Source organism: Streptomyces sp. A2-16 (assembly GCF_018128905.1).
In the GTDB taxonomy this organism is placed as follows: Bacteria; Actinomycetota; Actinomycetes; order Streptomycetales; family Streptomycetaceae; genus Streptomyces.
Window position 1 is genome coordinate 4,690,663 of the sequence record NZ_CP063808.1, and the last position, 19,294, is coordinate 4,709,956.

Annotated in this window: 17 protein-coding genes and 1 pseudogene; 17 read left to right on the plus strand and 1 reads right to left on the minus strand. The window is 70.1% G+C overall.

Features of this window, described 5'->3' with window-relative positions:
• Window positions 1-9: 9 nt before the first annotated feature.
• From IOD14_RS21055 to IOD14_RS21105, 11 genes are all read left to right on the plus strand, one after another.
• The gene (locus IOD14_RS21055; protein WP_212671130.1) at window positions 10-537 is read left to right on the plus strand and encodes a general stress protein; all 528 of its coding nucleotides are present in this window, start codon (window positions 10-12) and stop codon (window positions 535-537) included.
• 68 nt (window positions 538-605) lie between these two features.
• Entirely contained in the window at window positions 606-2,522 is a 1,917-nt protein-coding gene (gene dnaK, locus IOD14_RS21060; protein ID WP_123993037.1) for a molecular chaperone DnaK, read from the plus strand.
• 10 nt (window positions 2,523-2,532) lie between these two features.
• Window positions 2,533-3,117 (plus strand): nucleotide exchange factor GrpE, encoded by a 585-nt coding sequence (locus tag IOD14_RS21065; protein WP_212671131.1) that lies wholly within the window; start codon window positions 2,533-2,535, stop codon window positions 3,115-3,117.
• A 6-nt stretch (window positions 3,118-3,123) separates the two neighbouring features.
• Window positions 3,124-4,068, plus strand: a complete 945-nt coding sequence (locus tag IOD14_RS21070; protein WP_212671132.1) for a J domain-containing protein — start codon at window positions 3,124-3,126, stop codon at window positions 4,066-4,068.
• Window positions 4,068-4,436 carry a chaperone modulator CbpM gene (locus IOD14_RS21075; RefSeq protein ID WP_174269346.1) on the plus strand — a complete coding sequence of 123 codons (369 nt, stop codon included), beginning with the start codon at window positions 4,068-4,070 and terminating at the stop codon, window positions 4,434-4,436. The genes IOD14_RS21070 and IOD14_RS21075 overlap by 1 nt, the downstream gene beginning before the upstream one ends.
• Window positions 4,427-7,066: an ATP-dependent chaperone ClpB gene (gene clpB, locus IOD14_RS21080; protein ID WP_212671133.1), complete on the plus strand. Its 2,640-nt coding sequence runs from the start codon at window positions 4,427-4,429 to the stop codon at window positions 7,064-7,066. Before IOD14_RS21075 ends, clpB begins: the two co-directional genes overlap by 10 nt.
• Window positions 7,063-7,509: a thioredoxin gene (gene trxA, locus IOD14_RS21085; RefSeq protein WP_212671134.1), complete on the plus strand. Its 447-nt coding sequence runs from the start codon at window positions 7,063-7,065 to the stop codon at window positions 7,507-7,509. Before clpB ends, trxA begins: the two co-directional genes overlap by 4 nt.
• Window positions 7,510-7,514: 5 nt before the next feature.
• A complete protein-coding gene (locus IOD14_RS21090) occupies window positions 7,515-7,778 on the plus strand; it encodes a UBP-type zinc finger domain-containing protein (protein ID WP_123993032.1) in 264 nt (87 codons plus the stop codon).
• Complete coding sequence (locus tag IOD14_RS21095) at window positions 7,778-9,559, plus strand: FAD-dependent oxidoreductase (protein ID WP_212671135.1); 1,782 nt, start codon at window positions 7,778-7,780, stop codon at window positions 9,557-9,559. Before IOD14_RS21090 ends, IOD14_RS21095 begins: the two co-directional genes overlap by 1 nt.
• 47 nt (window positions 9,560-9,606) lie before the next feature.
• A complete protein-coding gene (locus IOD14_RS21100) occupies window positions 9,607-10,104 on the plus strand; it encodes an Hsp20/alpha crystallin family protein (RefSeq protein WP_174269345.1) in 498 nt (165 codons plus the stop codon).
• 131 nt (window positions 10,105-10,235) lie between these two features.
• Entirely contained in the window at window positions 10,236-10,628 is a 393-nt protein-coding gene (locus IOD14_RS21105; protein WP_212671136.1) for a DUF2267 domain-containing protein, read from the plus strand.
• A 245-nt stretch (window positions 10,629-10,873) separates the two neighbouring features.
• Here IOD14_RS21105 and IOD14_RS21110 read toward each other — a convergent pair whose 3' ends face one another.
• Entirely contained in the window at window positions 10,874-11,323 is a 450-nt protein-coding gene (locus IOD14_RS21110; RefSeq protein ID WP_123993028.1) for a DUF1931 family protein, read from the minus strand.
• 522 nt (window positions 11,324-11,845) lie between these two features.
• Between IOD14_RS21110 and IOD14_RS21115 the strand changes: the two genes are divergently transcribed.
• From IOD14_RS21115 to IOD14_RS21140, 6 genes and pseudogenes are all read left to right on the plus strand, one after another.
• Window positions 11,846-12,976 (plus strand): hypothetical protein, encoded by a 1,131-nt coding sequence (locus tag IOD14_RS21115; protein WP_212671137.1) that lies wholly within the window; start codon window positions 11,846-11,848, stop codon window positions 12,974-12,976.
• Between the two features lie 191 nt (window positions 12,977-13,167).
• A complete protein-coding gene (locus tag IOD14_RS21120; protein WP_212671138.1) occupies window positions 13,168-15,342 on the plus strand; it encodes an FUSC family protein in 2,175 nt (724 codons plus the stop codon).
• 185 nt (window positions 15,343-15,527) lie between these two features.
• Window positions 15,528-16,298 carry a DeoR/GlpR family DNA-binding transcription regulator gene (locus IOD14_RS21125; protein WP_212671139.1) on the plus strand — a complete coding sequence of 257 codons (771 nt, stop codon included), beginning with the start codon at window positions 15,528-15,530 and terminating at the stop codon, window positions 16,296-16,298.
• A 58-nt stretch (window positions 16,299-16,356) separates the two neighbouring features.
• Window positions 16,357-17,232: pseudogene (locus IOD14_RS21130) on the plus strand (IS5 family transposase).
• Between the two features lie 130 nt (window positions 17,233-17,362).
• A complete protein-coding gene (locus tag IOD14_RS21135) occupies window positions 17,363-18,145 on the plus strand; it encodes a TIM barrel protein (protein ID WP_212671140.1) in 783 nt (260 codons plus the stop codon).
• Window positions 18,146-18,241: 96 nt separating this feature from the next.
• Window positions 18,242-19,285, plus strand: a complete 1,044-nt coding sequence (locus IOD14_RS21140) for a Gfo/Idh/MocA family oxidoreductase (RefSeq protein WP_212671141.1) — start codon at window positions 18,242-18,244, stop codon at window positions 19,283-19,285.
• Window positions 19,286-19,294: the final 9 nt, after the last annotated feature.

The following is a 19,294-nucleotide window of genomic DNA, read 5'->3' on the forward strand; positions in this document are numbered from 1 at the left end:
GACTGGCTGATGAACGAGCAGGCCCGCAGGACCATCGCCTCGTACACGACCTACCAGGAGGCGGAACGCGCCGTCGATCACCTCTCCGATCAGGGCTTTCCGGTCGAGAGGGTGGCCATCATCGGCCAGGACGTGCGCCTGGTCGAGCAGGTGACCGGCCGCATGGGACTTGGCGGGGCCGCCCTGCAGGGCGCGGCGAGCGGTGCCCTGCCCGGCGCACTGATCGGATGGATCTTCGGACTGCTGAACTGGCTGGACCCGGTCGTGTCGGGGCTGCTCCTCGCCCTGTACGGGCTGGTTTTCGGAGCACTCGTCGGCGCGCTGTTCGGCCTGCTGGTGCACGCGGCCCAGCGTGGCCGCCGGGACTTCGCCTCGGTGAGCTTCATGCAGCCCAGCCGGTACGACGTCGTCGCCGACGACGCGGTCGCCGACGAGGCGGTGCGGCTGCTGGCCGAGCTGCCCGGCGGGACCGGCACCGGCACAAGGAGCGGGGCCGGGAAGAGCAGCCACCCGCAGAGCGGTCCCGTCGTCACCTGAGCCATTGCGCAAGACGGGCCCGACTCCGTGGACGAAACGGAGACCGCCCGTCGCGGAAGGAGTTCCTCATGGCCAAGGCAGTAGGCATCGACCTGGGCACGACCAACTCGGTGATCGCCGTCTGGGAGGGCGGCGAGCCGACGGTCGTACCCAACAGCGAAGGCAACCGCACGACACCGTCCGTGGTGGCCTTCACCGACACCGGCGAGCGCCTGGTGGGCCAGCTGGCCCGCCGGCAGGCGATCCTCAACCCCAAGGGCACCATCTACTCGGCCAAGCGGTTCATCGGCCGGCACTACGACGAGATCTCCGAAGAGGTCAAGGCCGTCGCGTACGACGTGGTCGAGGGAGACGGCGGCGCCGCCCGCTTCAAGGTGCGCGACAAGCTCTACGCGCCCGAGGAGATCAGCGCGCAGGTGCTGCGCAAGCTCGCCGACGACGCCTCCAAGCAGCTGGGGGAGCGGGTCACGGAGGCGGTCATCACGGTGCCCGCCTACTTCAACGACGCCCAGCGCACCGCCACCAAGGACGCCGGACGGATCGCCGGCCTGGAGGTGCTGCGGATCATCAACGAGCCGACGGCGGCCGCCCTCGCGTACGGCATGGACAAGAAGGTGCACGAGACGGTGCTGGTCTTCGACCTGGGCGGCGGCACCTTCGACGTCAGCATCCTCGACGTCGGCGACGGCGTGGTGGAGGTACGGTCCACGGCGGGCGACAGCCATCTGGGCGGCGACGACTTCGACCGCCGGCTGGTCGACCAGCTCGCCGACGGGTTCCAGAAGGACAACGGCATCGACCTGCGCCAGGACCCACAGGCCCTGCAACGCCTGTTCGAGGCCGCTGAGAAGGCCAAGACGGAGCTCAGCTCGGTGACCCAGACACAGGTCAGCCTGCCGTTCATCACAGCCGACGCCTCCGGACCCAAGCATCTGACGACGACGATCATGCGATCCACGTTCGAGCAGATCACCGGCGACCTGGTGGAGCGCTGCCTGGGCCCGGTGCGCCAGGCCATGGACGACGCCAAGGTCAGCGACAACGACATCGACGAGGTCATCCTCGTCGGCGGCTCCACCCGCATCCCTGCCGTCCAGGCCCTGGTGCGGAGGCTGACCGGCGGCAAGGACCCCAACATGAGCGTCAACCCCGACGAGGTCGTGGCGATGGGCGCCGCGATCCAGGCGGGGGTCCTCAAGGGTGAGGTCAAGGACGTCCTGCTGCTCGACGTCACCCCGCTGTCGCTGGGCGTGGAGACACGCGGCGGCGTGATGACGAAGATCATCGAACGGAACACCACCATCCCGGTGCGCCGCTCCGAGACCTTCTCCACCGCCGAGGACAACCAGCCCGCCGTCGATGTCGTCGTTCTGCAGGGCGAGCGTGAGAGGGCCGCCGACAACCGGGTCCTGGGTCGCTTCCAGCTCACCGACATCCGCCCCGCGCCGCGTGGCGAGCCCCAGGTCGAGGTCATCTTCGACATCGACGCCAACGGCATCCTGAACGTCACCGCGCGGGACAAGGACACCGGCAAGGAGCAGGGGATCACCATCAGCGAGAGCTCCAACCTCGACCGCACCGAGGTCGAGCGGATGGTCCAGGAGGCCGAGCGCAACCAGGGCGAGGACCAGGCACTGCGCGAGGCGGTCGACGCCCGCAACGAACTGGACGCCATCGCCTACCAGGTCGAAAAGCGCCTCGGCGAGCTCGGCGACGCCGCCCCCGCACACGAGAAGGCGCGCGCCGAGATGCTGGTGACCGAGGCCCGCGAGGCGGTCAAGAACGAGGTCGGGGCGGACAAGGCCCGGCCGCTGACGTCCGAACTCCAGCAGGTCTTCGCGGGGCTCGCGGCCCACCAGGCGGGAGGCGCCGCAGGCGGTCCGGCGGGCACCGGCTCGCCGAACGGATCCGGTGCCGGCGGAGCCGCGCCGGGCGACGTCGGAGGCGACGACGATGTGATCGACGCCGAGTTCGACAAGGGCTGAGGTGCTCGCCATGCCCATCCCACCCCGGGGCCGAGAGCCCGACGCGCCGCCGGAAGGCGCCGTACAGCCGCCGCGCGGGGATCCTGCGCGGCCCGGACCGCCGACCGGACAGGCTGAGCCGGGGCCCGATGCCGCAACCGGCAGCGCCGCAGCCGACGACGAGCACGCGGCGGCGCTGCGCGAGGCCGAGGACCGCTGGCGCCGCGCCCTGGCCGACCTCGACAACCTGCGCAAACGCCACGCCAGGGAGCTGGAGCGGGAGACCGCGGCCGAACGCGCCCGTACGGCTGCGGCCTTCCTGCCCGTCATCGACAACCTGGAGCTCGCCCTGAGCCACGCGGCCGCCGACCCCGGTGCGATTGTCGAAGGCGTCCGGGCTGTGCGTGACCAGGCCGTGAACGTCCTGGAGCGCCTGGGCTACCCGCGCCATGCCGAGACCGGCGTGCCGTTCGACCCGGCCCGGCACGAGGTGGTCGGCATCGTCCAGGAACCCGACGCCGATCCCAACAGCGTGGTGCAGGTGCTGCGACCCGGTTACGGGGACGCAGAGCGGCAGCTGCGGCCCGCCGCCGTCACCGTCGCCAAGCGGGAGTGAACGCCCATGGCACGCGACTTCTACGAGGTGCTCGGCGTTCCGCGCACCGCCGAGCGGGACGAGATCCAGCGGGCCTATCGCACCCTGGCCCGCAGGTACCACCCCGACGTCAACAAGGACCCCCAGGCGGAGGAGCGGTTCAAGGAGATCAACGAGGCCTTCAGCGTCCTGTCCGATCCGGAGCAGCGCACCCGCTACGACCGCTTCGGCGAGGACTTCCGGAAGATCCCGGAGGACTGGGAGGAACGGGTTGGCGCCGGTGCCGGTGCCGGCGCGGGAGCCGGCAGCGGCTTCCGGTGGTCCACCGGGGGTGGCCCCCGGGGCCGGTACGCCACCAGCGGCTTCGGCGCGGAAGGCGTCGACGTCGACGACCTGTTCGGCTCGTTCTTCGGGGGCGCCGGACGGATGCGTGTCCCCGGGGCCGACCAGGAGGCCGAACTGCCGCTCACCGTCGAGGAGGCCTACCGCGGAGGCCGCCGCACCGTCACCCTCGCCGGGCCCGACGGGCAGCGGCGCTACGAGGTGGAGGTGCCGCCCGGCGTCACCGACGGACGGCGCATCCGGCTGGCTGGTGAGGGCGGCCGCGGCAGCGGCGACGGTTCCGCAGGGGATCTGTATCTGCGGGTGCGGATCGAGCCGCACCCCCGGTTCCGCCTCGACGGCCGGGACGTGTACGTGCAGCTTCCGGTCACCCCCTGGGAGGCCGCGCTGGGCGCGACGGTTCCGGTGCCCACACCGAGCGGTGCCTCGGCGAAGGTGACCGTGCCCGCCGGGTCCTCCAGCGGACGGCGCCTGCGGCTGCGCGGCGAGGGCATGCCGGGCCCGCGCGACGTGAACGGGGACCTGTACGCGGAGCTGCGGATCATGGTGCCGCCCCGGCTGAGCGAGCGGGAGCGCGAGCTGCTGGAGGAACTTGCCGCTGTCTCCTCGTTCGACCCCAGGAGGACGTGATGAGCGACCGACCGGCCGAGGCCCCCCCGTCCCGCGCACGCACGCACGAGGTGGGCGTGCAGTACGCGATCGTGCCCGTACCCATGCTCTCCCTGGAGACCGTGGCCCACCGCTCAGGGCTCCATCCCGACCTGATCCGCCGGTTCGTCGCCCTCGGACTGGTCGACGCCGACACCGACGCCTCAGGACGGCTGGTGTTCGCCCCCACGGCCCCGGCCGCCCTGGCCCGCGTCCAGCGGCTGCGCACCGGGCTGTGCCTGAACTACGCATCCCTCGGTCTGGTGCTCGACCTGCTCGACCGCATCAGCCTGCTCGAAGCCGCGCTGCGGCATGCAGGCAGGAGGAGTGATCTACCACCATGGACATGAACCGCCTGACCCAGAAGTCACAGGAAGCCCTGCAGGAGGCCCAGAGCACCGCCGGCGGCCTGGGCCACACCGAGGTCGACGGCGAACATCTGCTGCTCGCCCTCCTCGACCAGGAGGAGGGCCTGATCCCGCGCCTGCTGCAGCAGGCGGGCAGCGAACCCGAGAAGCTGCGCGCGGCCGTACGCGAGGAGCTCTCCCGCCGGCCCAAGGTGACCGGCCCGGGCGCTGCGCCGGGCCAGGTCTTCGTCACCCAGCGCCTGGCCCGGCTGCTGGACGCGGCAGAGCGGGAGGCCAAACGCCTCAAGGACGAGTACGTGTCCGTGGAACACCTGTTGCTGGCGCTGACCGCGGAGGGCTCGGCGACCGCCGCCGGGCGCCTGCTGAAGGAGCACGGCGTGACCCAGGACTCCTTCCTCGGCGCGCTCACCCAGGTCCGCGGCAACCAGCGCGTGACCTCCGCCAACCCTGAGGTGGCCTACGAAGCCCTGGAGAAGTACGGCCGCGACCTGGTCCTCGAGGCTCGGTCCGGACGGCTGGACCCGGTCATCGGCCGTGACGCCGAGATCCGCCGCGTCACCCAGATCCTCAGCCGCAAGACCAAGAACAACCCCGTCCTGATCGGCGACCCCGGCGTCGGCAAGACCGCCATCGTCGAGGGCCTTGCCCAGCGCATCGTCCGCGGCGACGTGCCCGAGGGCCTGCGCGACAAGATCGTGTTCGCCCTCGACATGGGCTCCCTGGTCGCCGGTGCCAAGTACCGCGGCGAGTTCGAGGAGCGCCTCAAGGCCGTACTGTCCGAGGTGAAGGCCGCCCAGGGGCGCATCCTGCTCTTCGTCGACGAACTGCACACCGTCGTCGGCGCGGGCGCCGCCGAAGGGGCCATGGACGCGGGCAACATGCTCAAGCCCATGCTCGCCCGCGGCGAACTCCACATGATCGGCGCCACCACCCTCGACGAGTACCGCAAGCACATCGAGAAGGACGCCGCCCTCGAACGCCGCTTCCAGCAGGTCGTGGTCGACGAACCCAGCGTGGAGGACACCGTCTCCATCCTGCGCGGACTGCGCGAACGCCTCGAGGTCTTCCACGGCGTCAAGATCCAGGACACCTCACTGGTCGCGGCAGCGACGCTCTCCCATCGCTACATCACCGACCGTTTCCTGCCCGACAAGGCCATCGACCTCGTCGACGAAGCCTGTGCCCGGTTGCGTACGGAGATCGACTCCATGCCCGCCGAACTCGACGAGATCACCCGCCGGGTGACCCGCCTGGAGATCGAGGACGCGGCCCTGTCCAAGGAGACCGATCCCGCCAGCAAGGCCCGCCTGGAGGAGCTGCGCAGGGAACTGGCCGACCTGCGCGGCGAGGCCGACGCAAAGCACGCCCAGTGGGAGGCCGAACGGCAGGCGATCCGCCGTGTGCAGGAGCTGCGCCAGGAACTGGAGCGGGTCCGCCACGAGGCGGAGGAGGCCGAACGCGTCTACGACCTCAACCGCGCTGCCGAACTCCGCTACGGCCGCCTGCAGGACCTGGAGCGTCGACTGGCGGCAGAGGAGGAGCAACTGGCCGCCAAGCAGGGGCAGAACCGGCTGCTGCGCGAGGTCGTCACCGAGGAGGAGATCGCCGAGATCGTCGCCGCCTGGACCGGCATCCCCGTCTCCCGACTCCAGGAGGGCGAGCGCGAGAAACTGCTGCGCCTCGACGACATCCTGCGCGAGCGCGTCATCGGCCAGGACGAGGCCGTCAAGCTCGTCACCGACGCCATCATCCGCGCCCGCTCCGGCATCCGCGACCCTCGCCGCCCCATCGGCTCGTTCATCTTCCTCGGCCCCACCGGCGTCGGGAAGACCGAGCTGGCCAAGACCCTCGCCCGGACCCTGTTCGACTCCGAGGAGAACATGGTCCGCCTCGACATGAGCGAGTACCAGGAGCGCCACACCGTCAGCCGGCTCATGGGCGCACCGCCCGGATACGTCGGCTACGAGGAAGGCGGCCAGCTCACCGAGGCCGTGCGCCGCAAGCCGTACTCGGTCGTGCTGTTCGACGAGGTCGAGAAGGCGCACACCGATGTCTTCAACACCCTGCTGCAGATCCTCGACGACGGCCGCATCACCGACTCCCAGGGCCGCACCGTCGACTTCCGCAACACCGTGATCATCATGACGTCCAACATCGGCTCCGAGCACCTCCTCGACGGCGCCACCGCCGAGGGCGAGATCAAGCCGGACGCCCGTGCCCTGGTGATGGGGGAGCTGCGCGGGCACTTCCGCCCGGAGTTCCTCAACCGCGTCGACGACATCGTGCTGTTCAAGCCGCTCGGCGAGCAGCAGATCGAGCGCATCGTGGAGCTGCAGTTCGACGAACTGCGCCGCCGCCTCGCCGAACGCCGCATCACTGTCGAACTCACTGACGCGGCCCGTGAGTTGATCGCCCACCAGGGCTACGACCCGGTGTACGGGGCACGGCCGCTGCGGCGCTACATCTCCCACGAGGTCGAGACACTCGTCGGACGCGCCCTGCTGCGCGGCGACGTCCAGGACGGCGCGACGGTCCGCGTCGACGCCGAGCACGGAGAACTGGTGGTCACCTACGACCAGCCCGAGGACGTGAAGGGAGCGAGGGCGGCATGAGCACCCTGCAAGCCACCAACGTCACCTGCCCGCACTGCGGGCGCACCAACCGGGTGCCCGCGGCCGCCGAGGGCCGCCCCAGGTGCGGCAACTGCAAGCAGCCGCTGCCGTGGTTGGCCGACGCGGGCGACGACGACTTCACCGAGGTCGTCGAGCAGGCCACCGTGCCCGTCGTCGTCGACCTGTGGGCCACCTGGTGCGGCCCCTGCCGCATGGTCAGCCCCGCGCTGGAGAAGGTCGCCACCGATCTCGCGGGAACGATCAAGCTGGTCAAGGTCGACATCGACAAGAACCCGCGCCTGGCACAGCGGTTCGAGGTCCAGGCGGTACCGACACTGCTGGTCCTCGACAAGGGACAGACCATCGCCCGGCAGGCGGGTGCCGCACCTGCCCCTGCCCTTCGGCGATGGGTGGAGCAGTCGATCACGGCCCGGGAAGGGTGATCCACATGACCCTGCACGCAGACCCCCACCTCGCGCTTGTCCGGCCGGTCCAGCCGCTGACCCCACAGGGGTGTCAGGAGTGTCTGCTGCTCGGCTCCCCGTGGGTCCACCTCAGGCTCTGCCTGACCTGCGGCCACGTCGGCTGCTGCGACTCCTCACCGAACAGGCACGCACGCAAGCACGCGGCTGCCGACGCCCATCCGATCGTGCAGTCGTTCCAGCCCGGCGAGGACTGGCGGTGGTGCTACGTCCACGAGGCGTTCGTGTGATGGCCGGCGACGAGACGCGGCCCGGCACAGCGCCCGTGCGGGACGAGGCGGAGGAGAGCGTCCCCTTTGAGACTCCTGACATCTACGGCGCCTATCCCCGCCTGACGGACGACCAGATCGCTCGCCTGGCGCAGCACGGTCGCCGGAGGGCGGTTGACGCCGGTGACGTGCTGATCCGGGAGGGGGAGCGGTGCGAGACGTTCTACGTCGTCCTCAGTGGTTCGCTCGCCGTCGTCGAGGGCTACGGCACGCCCGGCGAGCGCCTGCTGCGTGTGCACGGACCTGGCCGCTTCATCGGCGAACTCGGTCTCCTCAACGGGCAGGTGGCCTTCTACACCGCCGTGGTCAAGGACCCCGGTGAGATCCTCGCCCTGTCCATGGACCAGCTGCGTGACCTGGTGACCCGGGACTCTTCCCTCGGTGATGTGGTGCTGCGCGCCTGCCTGGGGCGCCGCGCTCTGCTCGTCGGGCAGGGCGCCGGTTTCCGCATCATCGGCTCGCGCTACTCGCCCGACACCCGGCGGCTGCGTGAGTTCGCCGCCCGCAACCGGCTGCCGCACCGCTGGATCGATCTGGAGACGGACGAGGAGGCCGAGGCGCTGCTGCGCCGTTTCGGGGTCGGTCCGGAGCAGACGCCGCTGGTGATCTGGCGGGACACCACCCTGCTGCGCAATCCGAGCAACGCCGAACTGGCCCGGTTCATCGGCCTGTCGGCCCTGGAACCGGGAGACGGCCGGGGCGATCTCCTCATCGTCGGCTCCGGTCCGGCCGGTCTCGCCGCCGCGGTGAACGCCGCCTCGGAGGGCCTCGGCACGACCGTGGTCGAGGCGCTGGCCACCGGCGGCCAGGCCGGGACGTCGTCCCGCATCGAGAATCTGCTCGGCTTCCCTTCCGGTATCTCCGGCGCCGAACTCACCGAGCGCGCCGTGCTCCAGGCAGAGAAATTCGGCGCCCGGATCAGCGTCCCGGCAGAGGCGGTCCGGCTCGAACGGCGGGACGGCCACTACGCCGTCGGGTTCGCCGACGGCACCGAGGTCACCGCCCGTACCGTCGTCCTGGCCACCGGCGCCCGCTACCGCCGCCTCCGTGTGCCCGGCATCGAGCCGTTGGAGGGCACCAGCGTCCACTACTCGGCCACCGTCTACGAGGCCCAGCAGTGCCGTACCGACCCGCTGGCGGTGGTAGGCGGCGGCAACTCCGCGGGTCAGGCGGTGCTGTTCCTTGCCGGGTACGCACCGCAGGTGTATCTGCTCGTCCGTGGTCCGAGCCTCGAGGCGCACATGTCCCGCTACCTGATCGATCAGATCGAGCGCCACCCCCGAGTGCGCGTGCTGCTGCACACCGAGGTGACCGAGGCACTCGGCGACAAGACGCTCGAGGCGGTCACCGTGGTCGACCACCGCACGGGCGAGCACCGCCACATCGAGGTGCGGGCCCTGTTCGTCTTCACCGGCGCCGACCCGCACACCGATTGGCTGTCCGGCTCGCTCGCCCTCGACGCGCGCGGCTTCGTGCTCACCGGCGCGGAGGCGCAGGCCTGCTCCGTTCCCGAACTGTGGCAGAGCCAGGGCCGCGACTGCCTCACGTTGGAGACCAGCCTGCCCGGCGTCTTCGCAGCCGGCGACCTCCGCAGCGGCTCGGTGAAGCGCGTGGCCTCCGCGGTCGGCGAAGGTGCGATGAGCATCCACTTCGTGCACCGCTACTTGGGCCACACGGCCGCGCCCGGCGGCACCGACACCTCCCCGCACACCCGCCCGAAGCAGTCCGCCTGGCTCGCATGACGACCAGCGGGCGACGACATCACGAGAAAGAGAAGGAGGCGATGTACATGGCCACGCCCGTCCGGCGTCACCGCGGTGGCGCCATGCAGGACAGGCCCCTTGGCTGGGCACGCAATCCGCTGACGGAGTTCGACCAACTGCTCAGTGAAATGAGCGGGCTGATGGAATCCACAGTGGGAGGCGCGGCGCCCGCAGTCGTGTGGACACCCCTGGCCGATGTCACGGAGTCCGACGACGCCTTCCACGTCGAGATCGAACTCCCCGGCGTCAAGAGCAAGGACATCAGCGTCGAAGCGAACGGCCAGGAGCTGGTGGTCACCGGAGAGATCAAGGAGAAGGAACGCAAAGGCGTCCTGCGCCGTAGCACCCGCCGCACCGGATCCTTCGAGTACCGGCTGCGGCTGCCCGGAGAGGTCGACACCGAGAAGATCAACGCGCGGATCTCGGACGGAGTGCTCACCGTCAACGTCCCGAAGGCCGAGGTCACAAAGCCCCGGCACATCGAGATCAGTGAAACGGGTGAAGGCACCCAGAGCAGCGGCTGAGACCCGAACACCGTGGTGCCGGAGGCACACCTCCGGCACCACGGCCGGCCCGGCGACGACACCCCCTCAAAGCGGCGCAGACACGGCACGCGGTTCCTCGTCAGCGGTGACCGTGGCACAAGGAGGCAGCGATGAAATACGACGGATTCCTCGCCCATGTACGCGAGCGCGGCGAATACAAGGACCAGGAGGAAGCCGCGGATGTCACCAACGTCGTGCTGGAAGTGCTGGCCCAACGGATCAGCCCGGGAGAGGTCAAGGACCTTGCATCCCAGCTGCCCGACCCGCTGGGACAAGTCCTGGACCGTGCCACGCCCCAGCGGGCGCAGAGCTTCGGGATCGAAGAGTTCTACCGCCGGGTCGCCGAGCGCAGCCATGCCCGGCCCCGCACGGCGCAGTGGGACGCCAGCGCGGTCCTGACCACCGTCGTCGACGCTGTCACCGGCGGGGAACTGAACCAGATCATCAGCCAACTCCCCTCCGGTTACGCCGTCCTGTTCGGCAAGGCCGACCTCGCGGACTGAGCCTGCGAGGCGCCCAGAACGACCTCGTTCGACACCACGGTGGGTGAGGCCCATCAGCTCCTGGCGCCACTGCGGCCGAGGACCTGAAGCCCGTCGCCCGAGGCACGCCCCACCGCTCCGTAAGCCATACGTTCAGCCCGCCGGAGCGGCCTTCTTCCACTCGGAGAGAGCTGAGTTCGACGTGGACGCGGCGCTGCAAAAGGGGACCGGATCGCCTGGCGCGGTGCCGGCGGAGGTATCGCCATTCACACCAGGAGGTCGAAGACGGCTCGGGCCTCGTCCCAGTGCTGGGTCTGAGGGTTCTTCAGGTCTGGGTGGAGGATCTTGAAGGTCTGGGCAAGAGCCAGGCTGAGCCCGCCGATGATGTCCGGATAGGCCGCCTCGGTCTCTTCGTCCGGCGTGCGGTCCAGAGCGGGGTGGGTGGCCATCTGCTCCAGGATCGGCTTGAGTTCCACTTCCTGGTCGATCTTCCGGAAGTGATGAATGCTCTCCTGCAGCCCTTTGGTGATCGGCAGGTCACAGGTCCGGATGACGTCGCGCCCATTGGCCTTGGCAGTGGCCTGGGCGACCGTCAGCAGATCGTAGAGCTTGGCGTCGACGAAGTCGCTGTAGCGCTTGAGATCGTTCTTGTCGACGTCCAGCCCCGCGGCCGCGCGGAAGAACCTTTCGAACCTGGCGATGGACATCACGGTCATGACGGTAACCTCCGGCTCCGGACGCCGGGGTGACTCCCGGCCCCCTGGGCTTCCCAAGCTTGGCCGAGGGGGTGCGCGAACGCATGCGCCTGTCGGGCCCAATAGGCCTGCCTCTGTCGCCCTGCCAGGTCCAGGCGTCCGACTGGCCGGGGAGTTCGGACGAGCGGGGGAGTCGTCAGCCAGGTGAACCCCGCGTGGCGGGAGCGGCGAGGGCGCAGGGGAAGGCTCGGGAGAGGCTGGTGAACAGCAGCCAGGGCCGGCCGATCGGCGGGGACCATCCCGCCTCCCAGCCGCCCTGACGCCGGGCAGGACGCAATGCTCTGCCTCGAAGCAGGTATGCGCGGTGGCGCACGCGATCGTCGCCAGGTTGTGGAAGCGGGCCCTGCTCCGGGAAGCCGAGGAGATCTTGTCGTACCGCCTGCACCTGCTGGCGGAGGCCGACGTGTCACGTGGCGTCGGCGTTACCCCGGGGGCATCCTGGGCACCCCGGTTCCGGGGGCAGTCGGCGAGGAGGATCCAGTCATGCGAGTGTCGTCTCAGGGCGTTACGGTCGTGGCTCTCCTGGCGGATCCGGACGCGCCGACGGAGATCGCGCAGCGCATGGCCCGGACACTTCCTGATCGGCTCGCCGAAAAGTCGGGCCAGGGACGGCGGTTCGACGTCGAGGTGGTCAGTGAGCCCTTCACCTCAGGGACGGAGGACCTGCCCACCCTGATGCGCCGGATGGTGGACCGCGGACGTGCGGAGAACTGGGACATCGTCGTGGCCCTCACCGACCTTCCGCTGCACTCGCACGGACGCAAGCTCGTGGTGGATCTCAGTCACGAACACGGCCTGGCCCTTCTCTCTCTTCCTTCGCTGGGGGGCTTGCGGCTGCAGACGAGGGCCCGGCGGGCCGTCGAAGCCGCCGTGCTCGGATTGGCGGGTCCCGAGACCACCGGGACTGAAGGACCTCCACGCAGTCAGCCGCTTCTGGCGCCCTTCGTCAGTCGCCTCGCGCCTGTCCGTCCGGGCCCGATCGGCGAGACGGAGACCGCCGATCTTCGGTACGTCGTCAGCGGCGCGCGCGGTTATCTGCGGGTGCTCCTCGGTATGGTCCGCGCCAACCGGCCGTGGCGGTTGGTGCCGGGCTTGTCGAAAGCCCTGGCGGCCGCACTCGCCACGGGAGCAGTAGCCACCGTGAACTCCACCGTCTGGAACCTGGCCGCGTCCCTGAGCACGCCACGCCTCGTGATCGCCACCGTCGGGTCCGTCGGGATCATGATCGGCTGGCTGATCGTGGACGCGAACCTGTGGCATCGACCACCGGAAAGCTCGCCGGAGGCGAAGCAGAGGGCGGCTCTCTACAACGCCTCGACCGTCCTGACCGTGGGTATCGGCGTGCTTGTCTGCTACGTGGGCTTGATGCTCATCAACTTGGTGTGGGCGCTGTTCATCCTCAACGACCAAGTGTTCGCTTCCATGACACGAACCCCGCTTCACCCCTCGGAGTACTGGACGTTGTCCTGGTTCGTCGCTTCGGTCGCCACGGTGGGCGGTGCGCTGGGATCAGGCTTGGAGAGCGACGACGCGATCCGGGCGGCCGCCTACTCCAAGCGCGAACAGGAACGTCGCCACACGCTCGAGGACCACGGTGATCAGCCCACGAAATGAACCGCCCCCGGCGCAACAGGCTCCCGAACGATCGAGCCGTGGCCGCCGGGCTGACCAGGCGGTGCTGGAGTGTGGTCATCGATCGCTCAGGTCGCGGCCCGGGGGGCACGCGCCCGGCGAGCGCGGCGCCGTCAGGGGGCGGAGCCGCGGCCGACGCGACCCGGCAGGGCATTCCGGCTAGGCTCGCACCCGTGAGATGGCTGCGGACCTTCGGGGAGGTCGTGCGATCAGGGCTCACGATCGAGGAGACGCGGCTGGAGCCCCTGCTCGCACTGCGCACGGCCGCCGGGGTGGCGATCGTCGTCGGGTTGGCGCTGTGGCTGGTCTCCCCTGCGTACGCCGCGTCCGCCGCCCTCGGTGCCTATTCCGCGGGTGGGGCCACCTTCCAGCGCACCTGGCGTCCGCGCAAGGTGATCGCGCTGGGCGCGGGCGCGGGTCTGGCGCTCAGCACCTTCGTGGGCTACCTGGCGGCGGGGCGACTCGTGACGTTCCTTCCCCTGCTGGCCGTATGGGCCTTTGCCGCGGGGATGGCGTGGGCTCTCGGATCGACCGCTGGGATCGTCGCGGCGACGACGGTCGGCAGCATGCTGGTGACCATCACCCTGCCCACGAGTGGCGGGCGAGCCCTGGAGCATGCCGGGGTGATCGCGCTCGGGGGCGTGGTGCAGGCCGTACTGATCCTGCTGTTCCCGATCCGCCGTTGGGGGGCGCATCGTGACGCGCTCGCCGACGCCCTGGCCGCCGTGGCGGACTACGCCCGCCGGCTGCGGCACGACCCGACCGCCCCCTTCGACCTGGAGCCGTTGATGACGGCCCGGGACGCGGCCGCCGTGACGCCGTCACAGGCCCGGACCCGTCCGCCCGTCCTCCACGGCCCCCGGGGCCTGGCCGAGCGCCTGCGGCCGGTCCTCGCCGCGCTCGCCGACCCCGACGTCGGCGCCCCGGCGGAGGGACCCGGGCGGGACCGCGCACGGGAGTTGCTCGACGCGGCCGCCGACGTCCTGGATGCGGCCGCCCGTACGGTCCGCCGCGGCACTCCCGCCGAGGTGCCGCCCGCGAGAGCGGACGTGCTGCGCGTCGACGAGGAGCACGAGGTGCTGGAGGGGCCCGCGCGGCAGGCCGCCGAGCGGCTCGTGGAACTGCTCGGCGAGGCGTTGGAGATCGCCGACTGCGGCGACGCGCACAGGAGCACGCCCACGCCGCGCGGCCCCGCGGGCACCCAGTTCCTGGTGCGCCCGACCATGTTCCGGCTGGTCCCGGTCGTCGTCCGGGCGGTCCGCCGTGAGCTCCGGCGGGACTCGCCCGTGTTCCGGCACGCCGTCCGCCTGGCGGCGGTGGCCACGCTCGGCTATCTGATCGCTTCCCGGCTCCCGCTGGGCCACGGCTACTGGGCGCCCGTCGCCTCGGTGATGGTGATGCGGCCGGACTTCCACCGGACGTACGCGCGGGCCGTAGCCCGTTTCGCCGGGACCCTTGTCGGCGTCGCACTCGCCACCGGGATGGTGCGGGCCCTGGGCCCGGACACCTATGTGTTCGGCGCGCTGGCGGTGGTCTCGGCCGGCCTGTCGTACACGCTGATCCGTACCGGCTACGCGTACTCCCAGTGCTTCACTGCCGCGTACGTCGTCTTCCTGCTCGGCATGGGTGGCCAGGCATGGCAGCAGACGGTCCCGGATCGGGTGGTGCTCACCCTGCTCGGCGGGGCCCTGGCCATGCTGGCGTACGTGGTGTTCCCCGCATGGGAGACGCCCAAGCTGGCGGGCCGGCTTGCGGACTGGCTCGCTGCCAACGGCCGCTACGCCGCCGCGGTGCTCCGCAGTTACGCCGAACCGACCCGGGAGCATCGGGCTGCCATGCGCAGGGCCCTGCTGGCGAGCAGGGAGGCACGTGCCGCCTGGCAGAAGGCCTACGACCAGGCAAGGCAGGAACCGGTCCGCCCCAGAGGTCTGACGTCGCGGGAGGCGGAGGATGCGCAGGAGGCGCTCGCGGGGTTCGACCGGGCGGCGATGCTCATGGAGAGCCATGTCCCGCGGGCCGACAGCTCTTTCGTACCCGAGGCGCAGCGGTTCGCCGAGGCCCTGGAAGCGGACACCGCGCAGGCGGCAGACGACGTGCGCGAGCACAGGAATCCGGACTGGGGGCGCGTGGAGGAGGCACTCCACGCGTGGGAGGGCGCCGCCGGGGACCGGAGCCCGGTGGTGCGGCGCGAGGCGGAACTGCAGAAGCGGGCCTTGGAGGACCTCGCGACGGCCGTGAGCCGCACACCCCTGGAACGGGACGTCGGCTCCGCTCGCGAGGAGCAGCGGGTGCGGGCGGCCGTGGTGGCGGAAGGTGACGGATCTGGACCCGCGCACCGGGATGGGTGACGGCCGCTCCGGCGCCGGGGAGCGCCGCGTCTCCTGGACCTGGCGGGCACTGCCCATGCCTGCACCAACGCGGCCAGGGCGTCCCCGTCCTCGCCGACCGCGCCGGCTGGGTCTGCATGCCTGGCCTTCAACTGCGCCTGGAGGCAGGCAGATTGCCTCAGCGGCGGCGTGTAGTGTCCCGTTGCGTGCTGGCTGAACAACGACACCAACTCATCCTGCGGTCCCTGCGTTCCGGCGGTACTGCCTCCGTTGCCGACCTTGCCGAGCAGCTTGACGCCAGCGCGGCGACCATCCGCCGGGACCTCCTCAAGCTGGAGGCGGACGGGCTGATCACCCGCGTCCACGGCGGGGCAGTCATCGAGGACGATCAGCCGCCCTTCAACGAGGCCGCCGAAGTCCAGGTGGCGGAGAAGGACGCCATTGCCGCCCGGGCAGCCACAATGGTCGAGGACGGCCAGTCGGTCATTCTCGACAGTGGCACAACGGTCCACCGGCTGGCACTTCATCTGCGCGGTCGCCGAATCACCGTGATCACCAACAACCTTGCGGTGTATGACGAACTCATCGCTGACGAGAACGTCGACCTGATGCTGCTGGGGGGCATGGTCATTCGTGAGTCACGCATGATGGACGGCTTCATGGCCGAGGACAACCTCCGTCAGGTTCACGCCGACTGGCTCTTCATGGGTGCTTGCGGCCTCCGGCCTGGGGGCCAGGTCATGGACACCACGGTGGCCGAGGTGCCCGCCCGCCGCGCCATGATCGCCGCCAGCGACAGGGTGGTGCTCTTGGCTGACAAGACCAAGCTTCCCGGAACCGGCATGGTGAAGATCTGCGGTCCCGAGGACCTGGACGTGATCATCACCGATGCATCCGAAGACGACGCGACCTGTGTGGCCCTGCGGGAAGCAGGTGTCAGGGTCGTGTCGACAGCCTCGGCCACCGTCGACGGGTAACGAGGCACGTCGGACTGCTCCACCAACCGTCCTAGGGTCCGTCTTCAAAGATCATCGGATGGTGGATCATCGTGGGGTGGTACGCCGTCATGAACCTGCTGATCAGGAGTGGGAGTTACTCGCTCCGCTGATACCGCGGGCCGCGACGGGCCGTCCGCGTGTGGAGGACCGACAGGTCGTCAACTGGATGGTCTACAAGATCCGGACCGGGATCTCCTGGCGCGACTTGCCGGAACCCTACAGGCCGTGGCAGACGGTCTACACCCGCTTCCGCCGCTACGCCCTGGACGGTGTGTTCACCCGGGCCCTTCAGCAGATCCAGGCCCATGCGGACGCGGCCGGCGACATCGACTGGCTCGTTCAGATCGACTCCACGATCGTCCGCGTCCACCAGCACGCCGCCACCGGCCGAAAAGGGGGATCCACCGGCCGGACGAACCGGACGATCACGCCCTCGGCCGATCCCGAGGGGGACTGACCACCAAAATCCACCTCGCCTGCGACGGCAAGGGACGCCCGCTTGCGCTTCTGCTGACACCCGGCCAACGCCACGACAGCATCTGCGCGTCCTCTCCTGGAACGCATCCGCGTCCCACGCACCGGCCTCGTCCGTCCACGCTGCAGGCCCGACCGGGTCGTCGCGGACAAGGCCTACAGCTCTCGCGGCTTCCGCGCCTACCTGCGCAGACACGGCATCGCGCACACCATTCCGGAGAAGACGGACCAGCAGCGATACCGCCACAACCGGGGTCGGCGCGGAGGTCGGCCACCGGCATTCGACCCGCGGATCTATCGGCGGCGCAACATCGTCGAGCGATGCTTCAACCAACTCAAGAACTTCCGCGGAATCGCCACCGGATACGACAAGACCGCCACCTCCTACGAGGCAGCGGTCAGTCTTGCGTCATTCCTGCTCTGGGCAAGATCCGTTTGAAGACGGACCCTAGAACGTTACAGGCTTCATGGCCACCGGACACTTGACAGTGGCTCATGGTGACTGGCGTACTGGTCAGAGAATATAGAACGTTCTAGTTCCCGGTCGTCCGGAGATGAGGAGAACCACGATGTACGCACTGGCGGTCTGTGCGGAGATGGTCTTCCGCGACCTTCCGGTCGAGGAGCGGGCGCGGCGTATCCACGAGGCCGGCTTCCAGGTCGAGATCTGGGACTGGACGAAGCACGATCTCGATGCCCTCGCCCGCTCGTCCGCCGAGATCGTCTCGATGACGGGGTACGTGAGCGGCAGCCTCACCGATGACGACGGCGCCGCCGAACTGCTGTGCACGGCCGAGGAGTCGCTCAAGGCGGCCGAGCACCTGGGCTGCACTCGCCTGAACCTCCACGGAACCGGTCTGGACGGCCAGGGGCTGCCTGTGGTGCCGGTACCCGGGGAGCCGAACGGCGCGATGTGGATGGCCGCGCACCGCACACTCACCCGGATCGCCGAGCTCGGCGAGAACGCCGGGGTCATCTTCACCCTGGAGAATCTCAACACCGCCGTCGATCACCCCGGGGTGCCCTTCGCGAAGGCTGCCGACACCCTGGCGCTGGTTGCCGCAGTGAACCGGCCCGGTCTGCGCATGAACCTGGACCTGTACCACGCCCAGATCGGCGAGGGGAATCTGATCGAGCTGGTGCGCAGCGCCCACGGCGCGGGACTCATCGGTGAGATCCAGGTGGCGGACGTGCCGGGCCGCTGCGAACCGGGCACGGGAGAGATCAACTACCCGGCCATCGCCCGCACCCTCGCAGACATCGGCTACGACGGCACCGTCGCCATGGAGGCATGGGCCTCCAGCGACAGCGAGGCCGCTCTGGAACGCTTCCGGGCCGCCTTCACCGTCTGACAGGAGCGTCCGCGGGACATCTGCCCCGCCCTCGCGTCCGCGCACCACGGCAGCCGCCACCACCGAAGCCACGACGTAGATCACGGAGTATGTGTCATGACCTCCCCCCAGTCCCTCGCGGTCGGCCTCATCGGCGCCGGACGCATGGGCTCCTTCCACGCCGAGACCCTGGCCCGCCGCCTCCCCGGGGTACGGCTGGCCGCCATCGCCGATCCCGCACCCGGGGCCGCGAAGGCTCTGGCCGATCGTCTCGGCTGCCGCAAGACGTACACGGAGATCGGTGACCTGCTCGACGACCCCGAGATCGAGGCGGTCGTGATCGTCACGCCCGCCCGCACCCACGCCGGACTCGTCGAGGCCGCAGCACGCGCCGGCAAGTCGGTCTTCTGCGAGAAGCCGATGGCCGTCACCCTCGACGAAGCCGACCGCGCCGTCACCGCCGCGCATGAGGCGGGCGTGGCGCTCCAGGTGGGCTTCAACCGCCGCTTCGACGTCGGCTTCCGCGCCGCCCACGAGAAGATCACCGCCGGTGACATCGGCGTCCCGCAGCTGCTGCGTTCCCTCACCCGGGACCCCGAACTGCACGACCCGTCGCGCATCCCGCCATGGACGATCTTCCTGGAGACGCTCATCCACGACTTCGACGTCCTGCGCTACCTCAACCCCGGCTCAGAGCCCGTCGAGGTCTTCGCCATGGCCGACGCCCTGATCCGGCCCGACTTCAAGGACCACGGACTGCTCGACACGGCCGTGGTGACGATCCGCTTCGACAACGGCGCCATCGCCACGGCGGAGGCCAACTTCCAGGCGGTGTACGGCTATGACGTCCGCGGTGAGGTCAAGGGCTCGACCGGCATGCTCACCCTGGGTGACCTGCGCAGCAGCCACCTCACGTCCTACGGTGCGGCCGGCGCTGCCGCTGAGTGCGTCAGCTACGACCAGGATCTCTTCCACGCGGCCTACGTAGCCGAACTGGCCGAGTTCACTGACAGCGTCCGGGACAAGCGTGCTCCGTCGGTGACCGGCGAGGACGCTCGGGCCGCGCTGGGCATCGCCCTCGCCGCGATCGGTTCGATCGCCACAGGCGGTGCGGTCAGCGTGGGTGACGTCAGGGAGAGCCCGGTGACAGTGCGGCCGTAGCACCGAGCA

Bases quoted from the DNA above. Each gene is read 5' to 3' on its own strand.
- IOD14_RS21115 (WP_212671137.1), top strand. From the start codon at position 11,846: ATGCGAGTGTCGTCTCAGGGCGTTACGGTCGTGGCTCTCCTGGCGGAT.
- IOD14_RS21100 (WP_174269345.1), top strand. From the start codon at position 9,607: ATGGCCACGCCCGTCCGGCGTCACCGCGGTGGCGCCATGCAGGACAGG.
- IOD14_RS21065 (WP_212671131.1), top strand. From the start codon at position 2,533: ATGCCCATCCCACCCCGGGGCCGAGAGCCCGACGCGCCGCCGGAAGGC.
- IOD14_RS21070 (WP_212671132.1), top strand. From the start codon at position 3,124: ATGGCACGCGACTTCTACGAGGTGCTCGGCGTTCCGCGCACCGCCGAG.
- IOD14_RS21110 (WP_123993028.1), bottom strand. From the start codon at position 11,323: ATGACCGTGATGTCCATCGCCAGGTTCGAAAGGTTCTTCCGCGCGGCC.
- IOD14_RS21055 (WP_212671130.1), top strand. From the start codon at position 10: ATGAACGAGCAGGCCCGCAGGACCATCGCCTCGTACACGACCTACCAG.
- IOD14_RS21140 (WP_212671141.1), top strand. From the start codon at position 18,242: ATGACCTCCCCCCAGTCCCTCGCGGTCGGCCTCATCGGCGCCGGACGC.
- IOD14_RS21135 (WP_212671140.1), top strand. From the start codon at position 17,363: ATGTACGCACTGGCGGTCTGTGCGGAGATGGTCTTCCGCGACCTTCCG.
- IOD14_RS21075 (WP_174269346.1), top strand. From the start codon at position 4,068: ATGAGCGACCGACCGGCCGAGGCCCCCCCGTCCCGCGCACGCACGCAC.
- clpB (WP_212671133.1), top strand. From the start codon at position 4,427: ATGGACATGAACCGCCTGACCCAGAAGTCACAGGAAGCCCTGCAGGAG.
- dnaK (WP_123993037.1), top strand. From the start codon at position 606: ATGGCCAAGGCAGTAGGCATCGACCTGGGCACGACCAACTCGGTGATC.
- IOD14_RS21090 (WP_123993032.1), top strand. From the start codon at position 7,515: ATGACCCTGCACGCAGACCCCCACCTCGCGCTTGTCCGGCCGGTCCAG.
- IOD14_RS21095 (WP_212671135.1), top strand. From the start codon at position 7,778: ATGGCCGGCGACGAGACGCGGCCCGGCACAGCGCCCGTGCGGGACGAG.
- trxA (WP_212671134.1), top strand. From the start codon at position 7,063: ATGAGCACCCTGCAAGCCACCAACGTCACCTGCCCGCACTGCGGGCGC.
- IOD14_RS21105 (WP_212671136.1), top strand. From the start codon at position 10,236: ATGAAATACGACGGATTCCTCGCCCATGTACGCGAGCGCGGCGAATAC.